A 15,210-nucleotide genomic window follows, 5' to 3' on the forward strand; every position below is an offset into this window, starting at 1 on the left:
CTTTGGTCCGCGGCTTCTCGTGCGCGGACCGTTCATCGCTTTAGGAAGGCTGCATGTCCACCCCCCTCGTTCGCGAACAATTCCTCGTCATCAGCGCGCTCGGCCGCGACGCCATGGCCCTGACCAACCTGCTCAGCCGCACCAGCCATGAGAACCGTTGCGCGGTGATCAGCACTCGCCTGAGCCGTCACGGTGAATTCAGCGCCCTGGTGTTGCAGGTGTCCGGCAGCTGGGATGCGCTGGCGCGTCTGGAGTCGAGCCTGCCGCTGCTGGCCAAGAAGCATGACTTCACTGTGGACCTGGCGCGCAGTGCCGCCGCCGAGGTGCGCCCGCAGGCGCTGCCTTATGTGGCCTACGTCAGCGCCGTGTATCGCCCGGACATTCTCAACGAGCTGTGCCAGTTCTTCATCGACCACCGCGTCGAGCTGGAAGCCCTGACCTGCGACACCTACCAGGCACCGCAGACCGGCGGCACCATGCTCAACGCCACCCTGACCGTGACGCTGCCGGCCGGCACGCAGATCAGTTGGCTGCGCGATCAGTTCCTCGATTTTGCCGATGCGCTGAATCTTGATGCGCTGATCGAACCCTGGCGCCCACAGAATCCCTGATAGCCGCATGCAAGGAGTTTCCATGCCCGTTGAACTCGACAAAGCCGTTGCCGACTTCCAGGCCGAGGCCACCAGTGGCCAGCAGGTAAAGCTGTCCGACCTCAAGGGCCAGCAGGTCGTGCTGTATTTCTACCCGAAGGACGCGACCCCGGGCTGTACCACCGAGGGTATGGACTTCAGCGCTCGCTTCGAGCAGTTCAAGGCCGCCAACACCCTGATCTTCGGCGTGTCGATGGACAGCCTGAAAAAGCACGAAAGCTTCAAGTGCAAGCAGGCGTTCCCCTTCGAGCTGATCAGCGACGAAGAGCACAAGCTGTGCGACCTGTTCGGCGTCTATCAAATGAAGAAGAACTACGGCAAGGAATACATGGGTATCGTGCGCAGCACCTTCCTGATCGACAAGGACGGCGTGTTGCGTGAAGAGTGGCGCAACCTCAAGGTCACCGGCCATGTCGACAAGGTGCTGGCAGCCGCCGAAGCGCTGCATAAGGGCTAAACGGTAGGGTGACGTGGTTTTTGGTGCGCACAGCGCACCCTACGGCATCGCTGCCAACGCCTCGACGAGTGACACCCCTGAAAAAGGCCGCGTTTGCGGCCTTTTTCATTGGGCTGGATAGCCGTCATTTCACGCATTTCGCGGTCCAGATCGCTCCAGCAGCCCAGGTCAGGCTTACGCAGACACCGGCTCGGTACGCGGCCAGGCGTTGATCACCGCCTTGAACAGGGTCGCCAGCGGAATGGCGAAGAACACGCCCCAGAAGCCCCACAGCCCGCCGAACAACAGCACCGCGCAGATGATCGCCACCGGGTGCAGGTTGACCGCCTCGGAGAACAGCAGCGGCACCAGCACGTTGCCATCAAGCGCCTGGATGATGCCGTAGATCACCATCAGATAAAGGAACTGATCACTCCAGCCCCACTGGAACAGACCGATCAGCGCCACCGGCACGGTCACCACCACCGCGCCGATATAAGGCACCACCACCGACAGGCCGACCAGCAAAGCCAGCAGCGCGGCATAGTTGAGGCCGAGGAAGGCGAAGGCGATGTAGGTGACCACCCCGCAGATGATGATCTCGATGAACTTGCCACGGATGTAGTTGGCGATCTGCTGATTCATCTCCTGCGCGACCTGCGTGATCAACGCGCGCTCTCGCGGCAGATAACCGCGAAACCACTGGCCGATCTGCTCGCGGTCCTTGAGGAAGAAGAACACCAGGATCGGCACCAGCACCAGGTAGATCATCACGCTGACCAGCATCGGCAGGCTGGACAGGGAGAATGACAACGCCCACTGGCCGAACTTGCCAGCTTCGCCGCGCATGCTGTCGATCAGCTGCACGACCTGCGCGTCGGTGATCAGGTTCGGGTAGCGCTCCGGCAGCAGCAGGAATACCGACTGCCATTCGGCGGCCATACGCGGCAGTTCATTGAACAGCGTGCTCAACTGCTGCCAGAGCAACGGCATCAGCACCAACAGAAACACCGTCAGGCCGCCCATGAACAGGGTGAACACCAGCCAGACCGCCAGCACCTGCGGCACTTTCAAGCGCTCCAGGCCGTTGACCAGCCCCTGCATGAGAAAGGCCAGCACCAGGCCGGTCAGCACCGGCGCGAGCATGCCGCCGAGCGTCAGCACCAGCGCAAAGCCCAGCACCAGCAGCACCGCCAGCACCACGGCCTGCTCATCGGAGAAGTAGCGATGCAGCCAACTACGCAAAACCTTGACCATCAGAATTCCTTAACGCAGAGAAATGCCGGTTCTTTCACTACGCCCGCCATATGAAAAATGGCGCACGCCGCACATGAATGACCACCGGGATATGTTTCAAGCTACAACAGCTGCTCAGGCCTTACGCAACCAGTAACGATAAATACCTGCCTCGACCTCTTCATGCAGCAGCGCATGGCCGGCCAGGCTGGCGAAGGCACGAAAGTCGCGCTGCGAGCCGGCGTCAGTAGCGCTGACCTTGAGCACGGCCCCACTGGCCAGGCGGTTGAGCTCGAGCTTGGCCTTGAGCAACGGCAGCGGGCAGTTCAGCCCGCAGGCATCGAGCTCGGCATCGAAAGCCGGTACGTCTGTCATCATCTACTCCTGATAGGTCGGCTAGGATACCCAAGCCGCCACAACCCTGGCCAGCGCGGTAGCTGGCCGGCTACAGTAACGCCTTTGCCTCCCGAGAGCCTTGAGTGCATGACTTTTCTGCGCCCCACCCTGCTGACGCTGGCCTGCCTGTTCGCCGCCCACACGGGTGCCAGTGATCTGCCGTCGCTAGGCGACGCCAGCTCCTCGATCGTCTCGCCACAGCAAGAACATCAGCTCGGCCGTGCCTGGCTCGGCCTGTTGCGTGGCCAGGTCTCGCAACTGGACGACCCGCAACTTAAGGATTTCGTCGAATCCAGCGTCTATCGCCTGTCGGAAACCAGCCAGTTGCAGGACCGCCGCCTGGAGTTCGTGTTGCTCAACAGCCCGCAGCTCAACGCCTTCGCCGCCCCCGGCGGGATCGTCGGGGTCAACGGCGGTCTGTTCCTCTACGCCCAGACCGAAGCCGAGTACGCCTCGGTCATGGCGCACGAACTGGCGCACTTGTCGCAGCGTCACTTCGCTCGCGGTGTCGAGGCGCAACAACGCATGCAGCTGCCGCTGATGGCCGCCATGCTCGCCGGTATCGTCGCCGCTGCAGCAGGTGCCGGCGACGCCGGTATCGCCACCATCATGTCGACCCAGGCCGCTGCCATTCAGGAACAACGGCGTTTCTCCCGGCAGAACGAACAGGAGGCCGACCGCATCGGCCTGGTCAACCTGGAAAAGGCCGGTTACGACCCACGCGCCATGCCGCTGATGTTCGAACGGCTGATGCGTCAGTACCGTTACGACGCCAAGCCGCCGGAATTCCTGCTGACTCACCCGGTGTCGGAGTCGCGTATCGCCGACACCCGCAACCGCGCCGAGCAGTTTCCGGCCAAGGGTCGCCAAGACAGCCTGCGTTACCAGTTGATGCGCGCCCGCGTGCAGCTGACCTACGAAGAGACGCCTGGCGTCGCAGCCAAGCGCTTTCGCGCCATGCTCGACGAGAACCCCGGCCTCGATGCCGCACGCTACGGCCTGGTACTGGCGCAGATGAAAACCGGTCAGCTCGCCGAAGCCGGTGAAACCCTGGCGCCGCTGCTGAGCAAGACCCCGGACGACATCACCTACAACCTGGCGCAGATCGAGCTGGATATGGCGGCCAATCGCCTGGACGCGGCCGAGCGTCGGCAGGAGCGCATGTTCGCCCTCTACCCGAGCAACTACCCGTTGCAGCAGGCCCGCGTCGACCTGCTACTCAAGCAGCAACGCATCGCGGACGCCGAGCGTGCCCTGGACAATCTGCTCAAGACTCGCGCCAAGGACCCGGACGTCTGGTATCAGGTCGCCGAAGTGCGTGGCCTGAGCGGCAACACCATCGGCCTGCACCAGGCACGCGCGGAGTTCTTCGCCCTGGTCGGCGACTACAACCAGGCCATCGAACAGCTGGACTTCGCCAAGCGCCGCGCCAGCAACAACTTCCAGCTGGCCTCGCGCATCGATGCCCGTCAGCGCGAACTCTCCGAGGAGAAGCGCCTGGTCGAGCAGATGCTGCGCTGATCCGGAGCATGGCGGTGCGCACGGCGCACCCTACCCGCCGCCCATGAAGCACCCTAGGGTGCGCTGCGCGCACCGACAGCAGCGTGGTAGCCCGGATGCAATCCGGGACCCCGGCGGCAAATTACCCGGATTGCATCCGGGCTACGCAAGCCTGTGAATACCGCGCCACAAAAAGAAGCCCCGCACTTGGCGGGGCTCTTTTATTTCAGCGCACGGCTCAGGCGCTTTGCGCCAGGTCCATCAGCTCGCGGTTGGCCACCGCGTACATGGCGTAGTCGGTGCCGGTCGCCGAACGCAGCTCGGCCAGCATCGCCTTCCAGCGGTCGACCAGGCGTTGATGCTGGTCGAGCCACAGCGCCACGCGCGCCTCGATTTCCTGCGGACCATCGGCCATCTGCAGTACCGACACGGTAATCGCCCGCTGCTGCCAGTCCAGATCATCACGGAAGGCTTCGCGGGCCAGCGACTGCCAGTTGTTCTCCACCGGCAGATTGGTGATCTGCTGCAAGTACCAGGACAGCTCCAGCGCACCACCGACGGCGAAGTAGGCAGTGGCCACTTCGCTGGTGTCCTTGCCGGTCACGTCCGCCGCTTCGATGATCGGCAGCAGCGTGTACAGGTGGCTGGTGCCAGCGACGACGCGCGCCAGCTCTTCCGGTGTACCGGCTTCGACGAAGCTCTGGTAGCGCGCCAGCCACTGCTCGCGGGCCGGGCCTTCGAGCAGTTCGTCCAGGCGACCGACCAGTGCTTCGATGCGCGGTGCGAAATGCGCCACGTCGCGCGCAGCGTCCAGCTCGTTACGGCGGCTGCGCAGGAACCAGCGCGTGGCGCGGCGGCCCAAACGCATCAGCTCGTCCATCAACTGCAGTTGCAGATCGGCCGATACCTTGTAGTCCAGCGCCTCGATCTGCGACCACCAGTGCGGCAAGCGGAACAGATCACGCACGATGACATAGGCGCCAGCGACGTTGGCCGCGCTCATGCCGGTGGACTCCTTCAGGCGCTGCACGAAGGTGATGCCCATGTGGTTGACCAGGTCGTTGGCGATCTGCGTGCTGACGATCTCGCGCTTGAGGCGGTGGCGGCGCATGGCATCGCCGAACTTCTCGGTGAGGATCGCCGGGAAGGCGGTCTCCATCTCACGGGCCAGGTACTCGTCGTCCGGCACCAGGGACTTGAGCAGCGACTCCTTGAGGTCGATCTTGCTGTAGGAGATCAGCACCGACAGCTCCGGCCGGGTCAGGCCCTGGCCGTTGGTGGCGCGCTCGTTGAGCTCCTCGTCCGAAGGCAGGAACTCCAGGGCGCGGTCCAGCTTGCCGGCGCTCTCCAGCGCATTCATCAGGCGCTTGTACTCGCCGACGTGCTCACGGGCGCGGCGCTCGGCCAGCGACAGCGCCTGGGTCTGCTTGTAGTTGTTGCCCAGTACCAGTTCGGACACATCATCGGTCATCTCGGCCAGCAGCTTGTTACGCTGCTTCTCGGTCATGTCGCCGCCCGAGACGATCTCACCCAGCAGAATCTTGATGTTCACTTCGTGGTCGGAGCAGTCCACACCACCGGCGTTGTCGATGAAGTCGGTGTTGCTGGCGCCGCCATGCAGGCCGAATTCGACGCGACCGAGCTGGGTCATGCCCAGGTTGCCGCCCTCACCCACCACCTTGGCGCGCAGTTCGCGACCGTCCACGCGCAGGGCGTCGTTGGCCTTGTCGCCGACGTCGCCGTGGCTCTCCTTGCTGGACTTGACGTAGGTGCCGATGCCGCCGTTCCACAGCAGGTCGACCGGTGCCTTGAGCAGGGCATTGAGCAGCTCGGTGGGCGCCAGCTTGTCGGCAGCGATATCGAAGCGCGCCTTCATCTGCGGGGTGATGGCGATGCTCTTGGCACTGCGCAGGAAGATGCCGCCGCCATCGGAAATCAGCTTGGTGTCGTAATCGGCCCAGCTCGAACGCGGCAGCTCGAACAGGCGCTTGCGCTCGACGAAGCTCTTGGCGGCGTCCGGGTTCGGGTCGATGAAGATGTGCATGTGATTGAAGGCCGCTACCAGCTGCAGGCTCTCGGACAGCAGCAGGCCATTGCCGAACACGTCGCCGGCCATGTCGCCGATACCGATCACGGTGACGTCGTCCTTCTGCACGTCGATGCCGCGCTCGCGGAAGTGACGTTGCACCGAAACCCAGCCGCCCTTGGCGGTGATGCCCATGCCTTTGTGGTCGTAACCGGCCGAGCCGCCGGAGGCGAAGGCGTCACCGAGCCAGAAGTCATATTCGGCGGCGATGCCGTTGGCGATGTCGGAGAAGGTCGCGGTGCCCTTGTCGGCCGCTACCACCAGGTAGGGGTCGTCGGCGTCGTGGCGCACCACGTTGACCGGCGGAACCACCTCGCCTTCCTTGAGGTTGTCGGTGATATCCAGCAGGCCGCTGATGAAGATGCGGTAGCAGGCGATGCCCTCGGCCAGCACCTCGTCACGCGAACCACCGACCGGCATCCGGCGCGGTACGAAGCCGCCCTTGGCGCCCATCGGCACGATCACCGCGTTCTTCACCTGCTGCGCCTTGACCAGGCCGAGCACTTCGGTACGGAAGTCCTCTTCGCGATCCGACCAGCGCAGACCGCCACGGGCGACGTCGCCGAAGCGCAGGTGCACACCCTCGACGCGCGGGCTGTAGACGAAGATCTCGAACTTCGGCACCGGCCGCGGAATATCCGGAATCAGGCGCGGGCTGAGCTTGAAGCTGAAATAGGATTTGACCGCGCCGCTGGCGTCGGTCTGGAAGAAGTTGGTGCGCAGGGTGGCTTTGATCAGGTCCAGGTAGCGACGCAGGATGCGGTCTTCGTTGAGCACGGCGACGTTGTCCAGCGCGGCGAGGATGGCCTGTTCGAGCTTCTGCTGCTTGTCTTCCAGGTCCTCGGCGGTGAGCTTGCGCGCGAGGTAGAAACGGGTGCGGAACAGACGCACCAGCTCCTTGGCGATATCGGCGTGGTTGATCAGGGTCGCAGCGATATAGCTGAGGTCGAAGCCCAGGCGGATCTGCTTGAGATAACGCGCGTAGGCACGCAGCAGCGCCACTTCACGCCAGGGCATGGCGGCGGTCAGCACCAGGCGGTTGAATGCATCGTTCTCGGCATCGCCACCGACGATGTGGATGAATGCGTCCTGCAGGGTGTCGTTGAGCTGCTGGATGTCGACGTCCAGGCCTTCGGCATAGGTGAAGGCGAAGTCGTGAATCCAGAATTCGCGGCCGTCATTACGACGCAGCTTGTAGGGGAACTCGCCAAGCACGCGCAGGCCGAGGTTCTCCAGAATCGGCAGCACGTCGGACAGCGGCAGCGGCGTATCGGCGTGGTACAGCTTGCAGTGCAGTTGCTGCCCTGCCTGGGCCAACGGCTGGTAGAAACTCATCACCAGCGGCTTGTCGTTGCTCAGACTGAGCAGGTGCTGCATGTCCACCACCGCCGAGTGCGGGGCGAAACGCTCGCGGTAGCCAGCCGGGAAGCCGTCGGGGAATTCGGCCAGCACGCTGGTACCTTGCGCCTCGCCGAGGCTCTCGACCATCAGGCTGGCGTAGTCGTCCTTCCACGAACGGCAGGCCTGGATGACTTCTTTCTCCAGGCGCACGGGGTCGATCTGAGTCTTGTTCTTCGGGTCGACGCGCAGGATGAACTGCACACGCGCCAGCACCGATTCGGAGAAGAAGGTCCAGAATTCGCAATCGGTAGCCTGCAGACGCTCCATCAGCACCTGCTGGATCTTCACACGGGTTTCGGTGGAGTACACGTCGCGCGGCACATAGGCCAGGCAGTAGCAGAAGCGGCCGTAGGGATCGCGGCGCAGGAACACGCGAATCTTGTTGCGCTCCTGAATCTGCACGATGGCCAGGGCGGTATTGAACAGGTCGTCAACCGGGGTCTGGAACAGGTCGTCACGCGGCAGCACTTCCAGTACCTGGGCCAGCTCCTTGCCCAGATGGGCGCTGCTGTCGAAGCCGGAACGCTGCTTGATCACGTCCACCTTGCGGCGGATGTAGGGGATGTTCCACACACTCTCGGCATACACCGAGGTGGTGTACAGGCCCATGAAGCGGCATTCCTTGACCACGTTGCCCTTGGCATCGAGTTCGCGGATGGAGACGAAATCCGGATAGGCCGGGCGGTGTACACGGCTCGGTACCGCAGCCTTGGCGAAGGACAGCAACTGCGGCTCGTGCAGGTAGGCCACCGACTCTGGTTCGATGTGCAGCTCCTCGGCGGTCAGCCCGGTGCGCAGGCGCTTGGACAGACCGAGCAGGGATTTCTCGTCGTAGACCATGCGGCCGCCATCGGCGGTCGGGGCGACGGTGAACTCCTCGTAACCGAGGAAGGTGAAGTGGTTGTCCAGCAACCAGTTCAGGTAGACCTTGATTTCATCCAGCTCGGCCTTGTCCACCTTGAGCTTGGCGCGATCCAGCCAGGCCAGCAGCTCGCGTGCCTTGGCCTTCATCGGCTGGAAGTCGGCGACGCTCATGCGCACGTCACTGAAGATTTCGTGAATGGCTTTTTCCAGGGTTTTCAGCTCGGCGGAGCTGGAGCAGCGGTCGATCTCCAGGAACATCAGCGCTTCTTGCAGCACGCCCTCGCCCTGGGTACCGCGCGGCAGGATTTCCAGCAACTGGCCATTCTTGTCACGGCGCACGCTGAACACGCTGTTTTGCAGGGTGTGGATGCTGTAGCCGTGGCGATTGAGCTCCATGCGCACGGAGTCGACCAGGAACGGGGTGTCGCCATGCAGGATTTCCACCGCCGTGTGGGTGGACTGCCAGCCATGCTTCTCGTAATCGGGGTTGAAGGTGCGCACCTGCGGCTTGGCGTGATCGAACTGCTCCAGCATGCGCCAGGCCGACAGGGTGCAGCCGACCAGGTCGGAGAGACGCCGCTGGGTCAACTCCTCGAGGGCGATGATGCCGAAGAACTGTTCGGCGAAAAGGGCTACTTGTGGCAGCGCTTGCTCACTCACGTGCTGTGCCAGGGCCGCTTGCAGTTGGTGCTGGAAGTCGGCTTTGCTGGCCGCCGTAAAGAACGCCATGGTTTTGCTCCATTGGGCTGGTGGTTCGACAGGACGTCTGGATCGCTGCCGCTAGGTATTAGTTCAACGTTAGTCCATGAAGCGACGATGACACTTGCGAGTCGCATGTGGACCGGCGTGAAGGGAGCGACCGACTGGTCACATATAACCAGCGAGCTTAACGAGGGTTGGCCCACAACCGCTTGCGGTGCTGCGACATTTTCTTTCAAGGCTGCACCGGCGCGGTGCAAAAAGAGAAAGCCATGGCCCGCACGCGGAGCGCGAACGGGCCACGGCGAGAGTCAGGCGCCGCGCATCGCCTCGGGCAGCGCCAGCACGATCTGCGGGAACAGTGTGATCAGGATCGCGGCCAGCACCAGCAGGAGGAAGAACGGAAAGCTGGCACGTGCCACGGCGCCCAGGTTGCGCCCGGTAAGGTTCTGGATGACGAACAGGTTGAAGCCCACCGGTGGCGTGATCTGCGCCATTTCCACCACCAGGATGACGAAGATGCCGAACCACAGCAGATCGATCCCGGCAGCCTGCACCGCCGGCAGAATCACTGCGGTGGTGAGCAGGATGATGGAAATGCCATCGAGGAAGCAGCCCAGGGCGATGAAGAACAGGGTCAGCGCCAGCAGCAACAGGTAGGGCGACAGCTGCTTGGCGATGATCCAGTCGGCCAGCGCCGCGGGCAGGCCGGTGAAGCTCATGGCCGAAGTCAGGTAGGCCGCGCCGAGCAGGATGAAGAAGATCATGCACGAGGTGGACACCGCGCCCATCAGGCTGGCCATGAAGGTTTCCCGGGTCAGCGCCCCCGAGACCAGCGCGATCAGCAGTGCCCCCACCACCCCCACTGCCGCCGCCTCGGTGGCCGTGGCGATGCCGCCATAGATCGAACCGATCACGGCGATGATCAGACCCAGCACCGGAATCAGCAGTTTGGCCCGCCGCAGTTTGTCCAGGAACGGCAGACGCTCGCCCTCCTCTGGCAGCTTGCTGCGATTGCAGGCGGCCCAGAGCATCAGATAGCCGCTGAAGATCGCCAGCAGCAGCAGGCCCGGCAGGATACCGGCGATGAACAGACGCGAGATCGACACCTGCGCCGCCACGCCATAGACGATCATCATGATCGACGGCGGAATCAGCAAACCGAGCGTGCCGGCACCGGCCAGCGAGCCCATGGCGATGGACTCCGGGTAGCCGCGCGACTTCAGCTCGGGCAGGGAGATGCGACCGATGGTGGCCGCCGTGGCAGCGGAAGAGCCGCTGACCGCCGCGAACAGGCCACAACCGAACACGTTGACGTGCAGCAGCCGCCCCGGCATGCCGCGCATCCAGGGGGCCAGGCCGTTGAACATGTCTTCGGAAAGCCGTGTGCGATAGAGGATCTCGCCCATCCAGATGAACAGCGGCAGCGCCGTCAGTGTCCAGCTGGCGCTGTGTGCCCAGTTGGTGGAAGCGAGAATAGAACCGGCCGGCGCACCGCCGAACAGCTCCATGCCGATGATGCCGACGCCGAGCAACGACAGGGCAACCCAGACGCCGCCGCCAAGCAGCACGAACAGCGCCAGCAGCAAGGTGATTGTAATGATTGTGTAGTCCACGGGTTCACTCACGAATGCAGTGCGGCGCTGGCCGCAATTAAGGGTCGAGCCAGCGGGCTCACTCGCTCATCGCCGTACCGGCTTCGACAGCCTCGAAGCGCTTGCCCTGGCAGACCAGCACCAGGCGCTCGGCCATCGCCACCACCAGAATCAGCGTGCCGAGCATCATCGGCAGCTGGGGCAACCACATGGGAATCGGCAACAGACCGGACGACACTTCCTTGAACTCATAGGACTCCAGAACGAACAACGCGCAGTACCAGGCCATATAGGTGGCGATCCCCAGGCCGACCAGGGTGGCCAGCACATCGACCACGCGACGACAGCCAGCAGGCAGCAGGCGCAATATCAGCTCCACACGGATATGCGCGCCGCGCTGCAACGCGTAGGGCAAGGCGAGAAAGCCCGATGCAGCCATGGCGTAAGCGGCGAACTCATCGGCAGCGGGCACCATGGTGCCCAGTTGGCGGGCGACGATCTGCGCCACGACCAGCACGCAGATCAGGACGAGAAACACGCCGGACAACCATCCGGACAGGGTGTAGAGCTTGTGCAGTGGGGTCATGAACAACGGGCTCCCTGGGCAAGCCACGAGACAAGCCCGCCACAACGAGAGCGGCGGGCAGCGAAATCAAGGCTGGTAGGTATCGAGAATCGCCTTGCCATCGGCACCGGCGCGCTTGAGCCACTCATCGGTCATGCTCTGGCCGATCTGCTCGAAGCCGCTCTCCACCGCCGCCGGGGCCTGCTCGGATACCTGCATGCCATTGTCGGCCAGGGTCTTGACCAGCTCACTGGTCTTCTCCTGGGCAATCGCCCAGCCACGTTTTTCCGCACGCTCGGCAGCAGCCAGCACGGCAGCCTGGGTCGATTCCGGCAGGCGGGCGAAGGCACGGGCGTTGACGATGACGAAGTTCTTCGGAATGAAGGCCTTGACGTCGTAGTAGTAGGAGGAGAAGTCCCAGGCCTGGGAATCCACACCAGTGGTCGGCGAGGTGAGCATGCCGTTGATCATGCCGGTACTGAAGGCCTGCGGGATTTCGCCGGTCTGGATCACGGTCGGCACTGCGCCCATCAATTCGGTCATGCGCGACGTGGCCGGGTTGTAGGCACGAAACTTCATGCCCTTGAAGTCATCCATGCTCGCGATCGGGGTCTTGGTGAAGATGCTCTGCGGCGACCAGGGCATGGCGTACAGCAGCTTGATGCCCTGCTTGGCCAGGCGTTCTTCCACGGCCGGGCGGCTCGCGTCCCACAGTGCCTGGGCCTGCTCGTAATTGCGCACCAGGAACGGCACGCTGTCGACTTCGAAGATCGGGTCTTCGTTACCCAGCACCGACATCAGCACGTCACCCAGTTGCACCTGACCGGTCTGCACCGCGCGCTTGACCTCAGGGCGCTTGAACAGCACCGAGTTGGCGTGCACACGAATCTGCAGCTCGCCAGCACTGGCCTTCTCCACATCCTGCGCGAACTCCTTGGCCACGGTGGTGATGAAGTTGCCATCGGGCTGCTCGACGCTCATGTTCCAGCGCTCGGCGGCCTGGGCACCGAAGCCCAGTGCGCAAGCCAAAGCGGTAATGGCGAAACGCGATGCGATGCTTTTCATGGTGCTCTCCTGTTCATTGTTGTTTGTGCGCCGCAGAACGCGGCGGGAAGACGATTTCGAGTCTCAGCGCATCGCCCTACCCTGTCCAACTAGAAAAACCGGAGGCGCATGATCGGAAATCGTTATGGGATGAAAAGGGGCATTTCTGCAGCCAATGCACCAGCAGCGGGCAGCCCTGGACGGGCCCGCAAGCTGTTGAACGAAGGTGCTCAGGCGCTCTGTTGTTCCGGCACGGGCGACACACGCGCCATGCAGGCTGCGCCCATTTCTTCGGCGTAGACATCCAGGGCTTCGCAGGCCAGGGCGATGATGTCTTCGCTGAGCTCAAGCCCCACGCCGGTACGCCAAGTGGCGACCACCGGCAAGGATGGCGGCTCGGGCACCTCGTCGAGAATGCTCAGCAGCCCTTGCTTGAGCTCGTCATGCACCAGCGCTTGCGGCAGCGCGCCGATACCGAAACCGTCGCGCACCAGACGCGTCATCGCGGCGATGGAGTTGACGCAATTGATGCGTGGCGCGCTGACGCTGCCGGCATGCAGCAGGTTGAGAATGTCCTGATGCGGCCGTGAATTCTTCGAGAAGGTGATGATGCGTTCGCGCGCCAGTTCCTCCATCGAGGCGTAGCTGCGGTGGTACAGCGAGCCGGTCGGGACGATCCAGCGCACCGGAAAGGCGGCCAGTTCCAGGTTGCGTACGCTGTCGCCGTTGACCATGTCGGTCTGGAACACGATATCCAGATAACCCTTGAGCAATTGCTCGTTGAGGTTGCGCGCAGTGTCGGCAGTCAGCTCGATCTCCACGGCGGGGTAGCGCTCCATCACCCGTGTTACGAACGGACTCAACCAGGTGTGAATGACGGTATCCATCGCGCCGACGCGAATACGCCCCTGAATGTTGCCGGTATCGCTGATCGACTGCTTCAGGGCCTGCATGGTGTCGATCATGCGCTCGGCGTATTCGAGCACCTTCTGCCCTTCCGGGGTCAGCGATACGCCCTTGGAATCACGCAGAAAAAGACGGGTACCGAGTTCATCCTCGAGCGCGGCGATGCGGCTGGAAATGGACGCCTGGGTGCTGAACAGCTTCTCGGCTGTCAGGCGGAAGCTCTTGAGCCGTGCCACCCAAACGAAGGTCTCGAGAAATCTCAGATTCATGCCGTAACGCCTCTTCGCAATGTTCTTATCAGGGCCTGTTCAGCAGCGCCCACGCAGCCTCGGGCGTAGCAGGTTGCATGCCAGAGGTTTTTTGCTCGACCGATGATTTTTCCTATCGCTGGCCCCCTGTTTTTTCTCGTTGGACGCAGGCGAACAACGCTTTGAAGAATGGCGCCGCGCTCTGCGCAGACCACAACAAGACCATTCAAAACGCGCTCTGCCAAGCAGCCGCCCTCGCCGCTGCGCGCTCCCAACAGGAGACACTGCACCCATGAAACCCCATTACCCACTGGCATCCGCGCTGCTGCTCGGCAGCGGCCTGCCGACGCTCGCGCATGCCGACTTCATCGAAGACAGCAAAGCCAGCGTCGAGATGCGCAACTTCTATTTCAACCGTGACTTCCGCCAGAGCGGCGCCCGTGACAAGGCCGAAGAATGGGCGCAGGGCTTTCTGCTGCGCATGGAGTCGGGCTACACCGAGGGCACCGTCGGCTTCGGTATCGATGCATTGGGGATGCTCGGTCTGAAGCTCGACTCCGGTGACGGCACGGCCGGCAGCGGCCTGCTACCGGCCGATGGCTCCGGTGGTTCGCAGGATGAATATTCCAAGCTCGGCCTGACCGGCAAGGTGAGGCTCTCCAACAGCACGCTGAAAGTCGGCGCCCTGCACTTTCGCAGCCCGATCGTCTCGGCCAACGACTCGCGCCTGCTGCCACAGACCTTCCAGGGCGCCCTGCTCAACGTTCAGGAAATCGACAACCTGACCCTGCAGGGCGGCAAGATCAACCGCATCAAGGCCAATAGCTCCACCGACTACACCAAGATGACCGGCAACCGTATCGGCGGCAGCAGCGATTCCTTCGTGTTCGGCGGTGGCGAGTACAAGATCACCCCGCAACTCACCGCCGGCTTGCACCATGGCACCCTCGAGAATGTCTACCAGCAGTATTACGGTACCCTGGTGCATGTGCTGCCGCTGGGCGAGGGCCAGTCGTTCAAAACCGACCTGCGTTACTCGCAAAGCCGCGAGGACGGCAACTTCCGCGATCTGGACAACAAGGCGTTCGGCGCCATGTTCACCTACAGCCTGGGCGGTCATGCCTTCGGCGCGGGCTACCAGCGCATGAGCGGGGACGACCCGTTCCCCTATATCGCCAGCAGCGACCCCTTCCTGGTCAACTTCGTACAGATCAACGACTTCGCCAACGTCGAGGAGCGTTCCTGGCAAGTGCGCTATGACTACAACTTCGCCAGCATCGGCCTCCCCGGCCTGACCTTCATGACCCGCTATATCTCCGGTGACAACGTCGAAGTGGCCGGTCGCAGCAGCGAGGGCAAGGAATGGGAGCGCAACACCGATATCGCCTACGTGGTGCAGAACGGCCCGCTGAAGAACCTGGGGCTGAAATGGCGTAACGCCACTGTTCGCTCCAATTTCGCCAACGATCTCGACGAGAACCGCCTGATTCTCAGCTACACCCTGGCGCTCTGGTAAGCACTTCAACCTGATGACGGGGCCATTACGGCCCCGTTCGCGTTTCTCAGGAAGCAAGAAGGCCATAG

11 protein-coding genes are annotated in these 15,210 nt (G+C 63.0%); 4 read left to right on the top strand and 7 right to left on the bottom strand.

What is annotated here, in order from left to right:
* Window positions 1-53: 53 nt before the first annotated feature.
* Window positions 54-611 carry a glycine cleavage system transcriptional repressor gene (locus BLR77_RS20875; RefSeq protein WP_074681417.1) on the top strand — a complete coding sequence of 186 codons (558 nt, stop codon included), beginning with the start codon at window positions 54-56 and terminating at the stop codon, window positions 609-611.
* Window positions 612-633: 22 nt separating this feature from the next.
* Entirely contained in the window at window positions 634-1,107 is a 474-nt protein-coding gene (locus tag BLR77_RS20880; protein WP_074681419.1) for a peroxiredoxin, read from the top strand.
* A gap of 174 nt (window positions 1,108-1,281) precedes the next feature.
* On the opposite strand, the gene BLR77_RS20885 is transcribed toward BLR77_RS20880, so the two are convergent.
* Together BLR77_RS20885 and BLR77_RS20890 are read right to left on the bottom strand one after the other, a co-directional pair.
* Complete coding sequence (locus tag BLR77_RS20885; RefSeq protein WP_074681421.1) at window positions 1,282-2,343, bottom strand: AI-2E family transporter; 1,062 nt, start codon at window positions 2,341-2,343, stop codon at window positions 1,282-1,284.
* A gap of 114 nt (window positions 2,344-2,457) precedes the next feature.
* Window positions 2,458-2,697 carry a sulfurtransferase TusA family protein gene (locus BLR77_RS20890; RefSeq protein ID WP_074681423.1) on the bottom strand — a complete coding sequence of 80 codons (240 nt, stop codon included), beginning with the start codon at window positions 2,695-2,697 and terminating at the stop codon, window positions 2,458-2,460.
* 108 nt (window positions 2,698-2,805) lie between these two features.
* Between BLR77_RS20890 and BLR77_RS20895 the strand changes: the two genes are divergently transcribed.
* The gene (locus BLR77_RS20895) at window positions 2,806-4,239 is read left to right on the top strand and encodes a M48 family metalloprotease (RefSeq protein ID WP_074681425.1); all 1,434 of its coding nucleotides are present in this window, start codon (window positions 2,806-2,808) and stop codon (window positions 4,237-4,239) included.
* A 217-nt stretch (window positions 4,240-4,456) separates the two neighbouring features.
* Here BLR77_RS20895 and BLR77_RS20900 read toward each other — a convergent pair whose 3' ends face one another.
* The 5 genes from BLR77_RS20900 to BLR77_RS20920 form a co-directional block, all read right to left on the bottom strand.
* A complete protein-coding gene (locus tag BLR77_RS20900) occupies window positions 4,457-9,298 on the bottom strand; it encodes an NAD-glutamate dehydrogenase (protein WP_074681427.1) in 4,842 nt (1,613 codons plus the stop codon).
* 281 nt (window positions 9,299-9,579) lie between these two features.
* Window positions 9,580-10,884, bottom strand: coding sequence for a TRAP transporter large permease (locus BLR77_RS20905; protein WP_074681429.1), 1,305 nt, complete (start codon window positions 10,882-10,884; stop codon window positions 9,580-9,582).
* A gap of 58 nt (window positions 10,885-10,942) precedes the next feature.
* Window positions 10,943-11,449, bottom strand: coding sequence for a TRAP transporter small permease (locus BLR77_RS20910; RefSeq protein ID WP_074681431.1), 507 nt, complete (start codon window positions 11,447-11,449; stop codon window positions 10,943-10,945).
* Window positions 11,450-11,515: 66 nt separating this feature from the next.
* Entirely contained in the window at window positions 11,516-12,493 is a 978-nt protein-coding gene (locus BLR77_RS20915) for a TRAP transporter substrate-binding protein (RefSeq protein ID WP_074681433.1), read from the bottom strand.
* A gap of 209 nt (window positions 12,494-12,702) precedes the next feature.
* Window positions 12,703-13,647, bottom strand: a complete 945-nt coding sequence (locus BLR77_RS20920; protein ID WP_074681435.1) for a LysR family transcriptional regulator — start codon at window positions 13,645-13,647, stop codon at window positions 12,703-12,705.
* A gap of 271 nt (window positions 13,648-13,918) precedes the next feature.
* Between BLR77_RS20920 and BLR77_RS20925 the strand changes: the two genes are divergently transcribed.
* Entirely contained in the window at window positions 13,919-15,142 is a 1,224-nt protein-coding gene (locus tag BLR77_RS20925; protein ID WP_074681436.1) for an OprD family porin, read from the top strand.
* Window positions 15,143-15,210: the final 68 nt, after the last annotated feature.

The organism is Ectopseudomonas alcaliphila (assembly GCF_900101755.1).
GTDB classification, from domain to species: Bacteria; Pseudomonadota; Gammaproteobacteria; order Pseudomonadales; family Pseudomonadaceae; genus Aquipseudomonas; species Aquipseudomonas alcaliphila.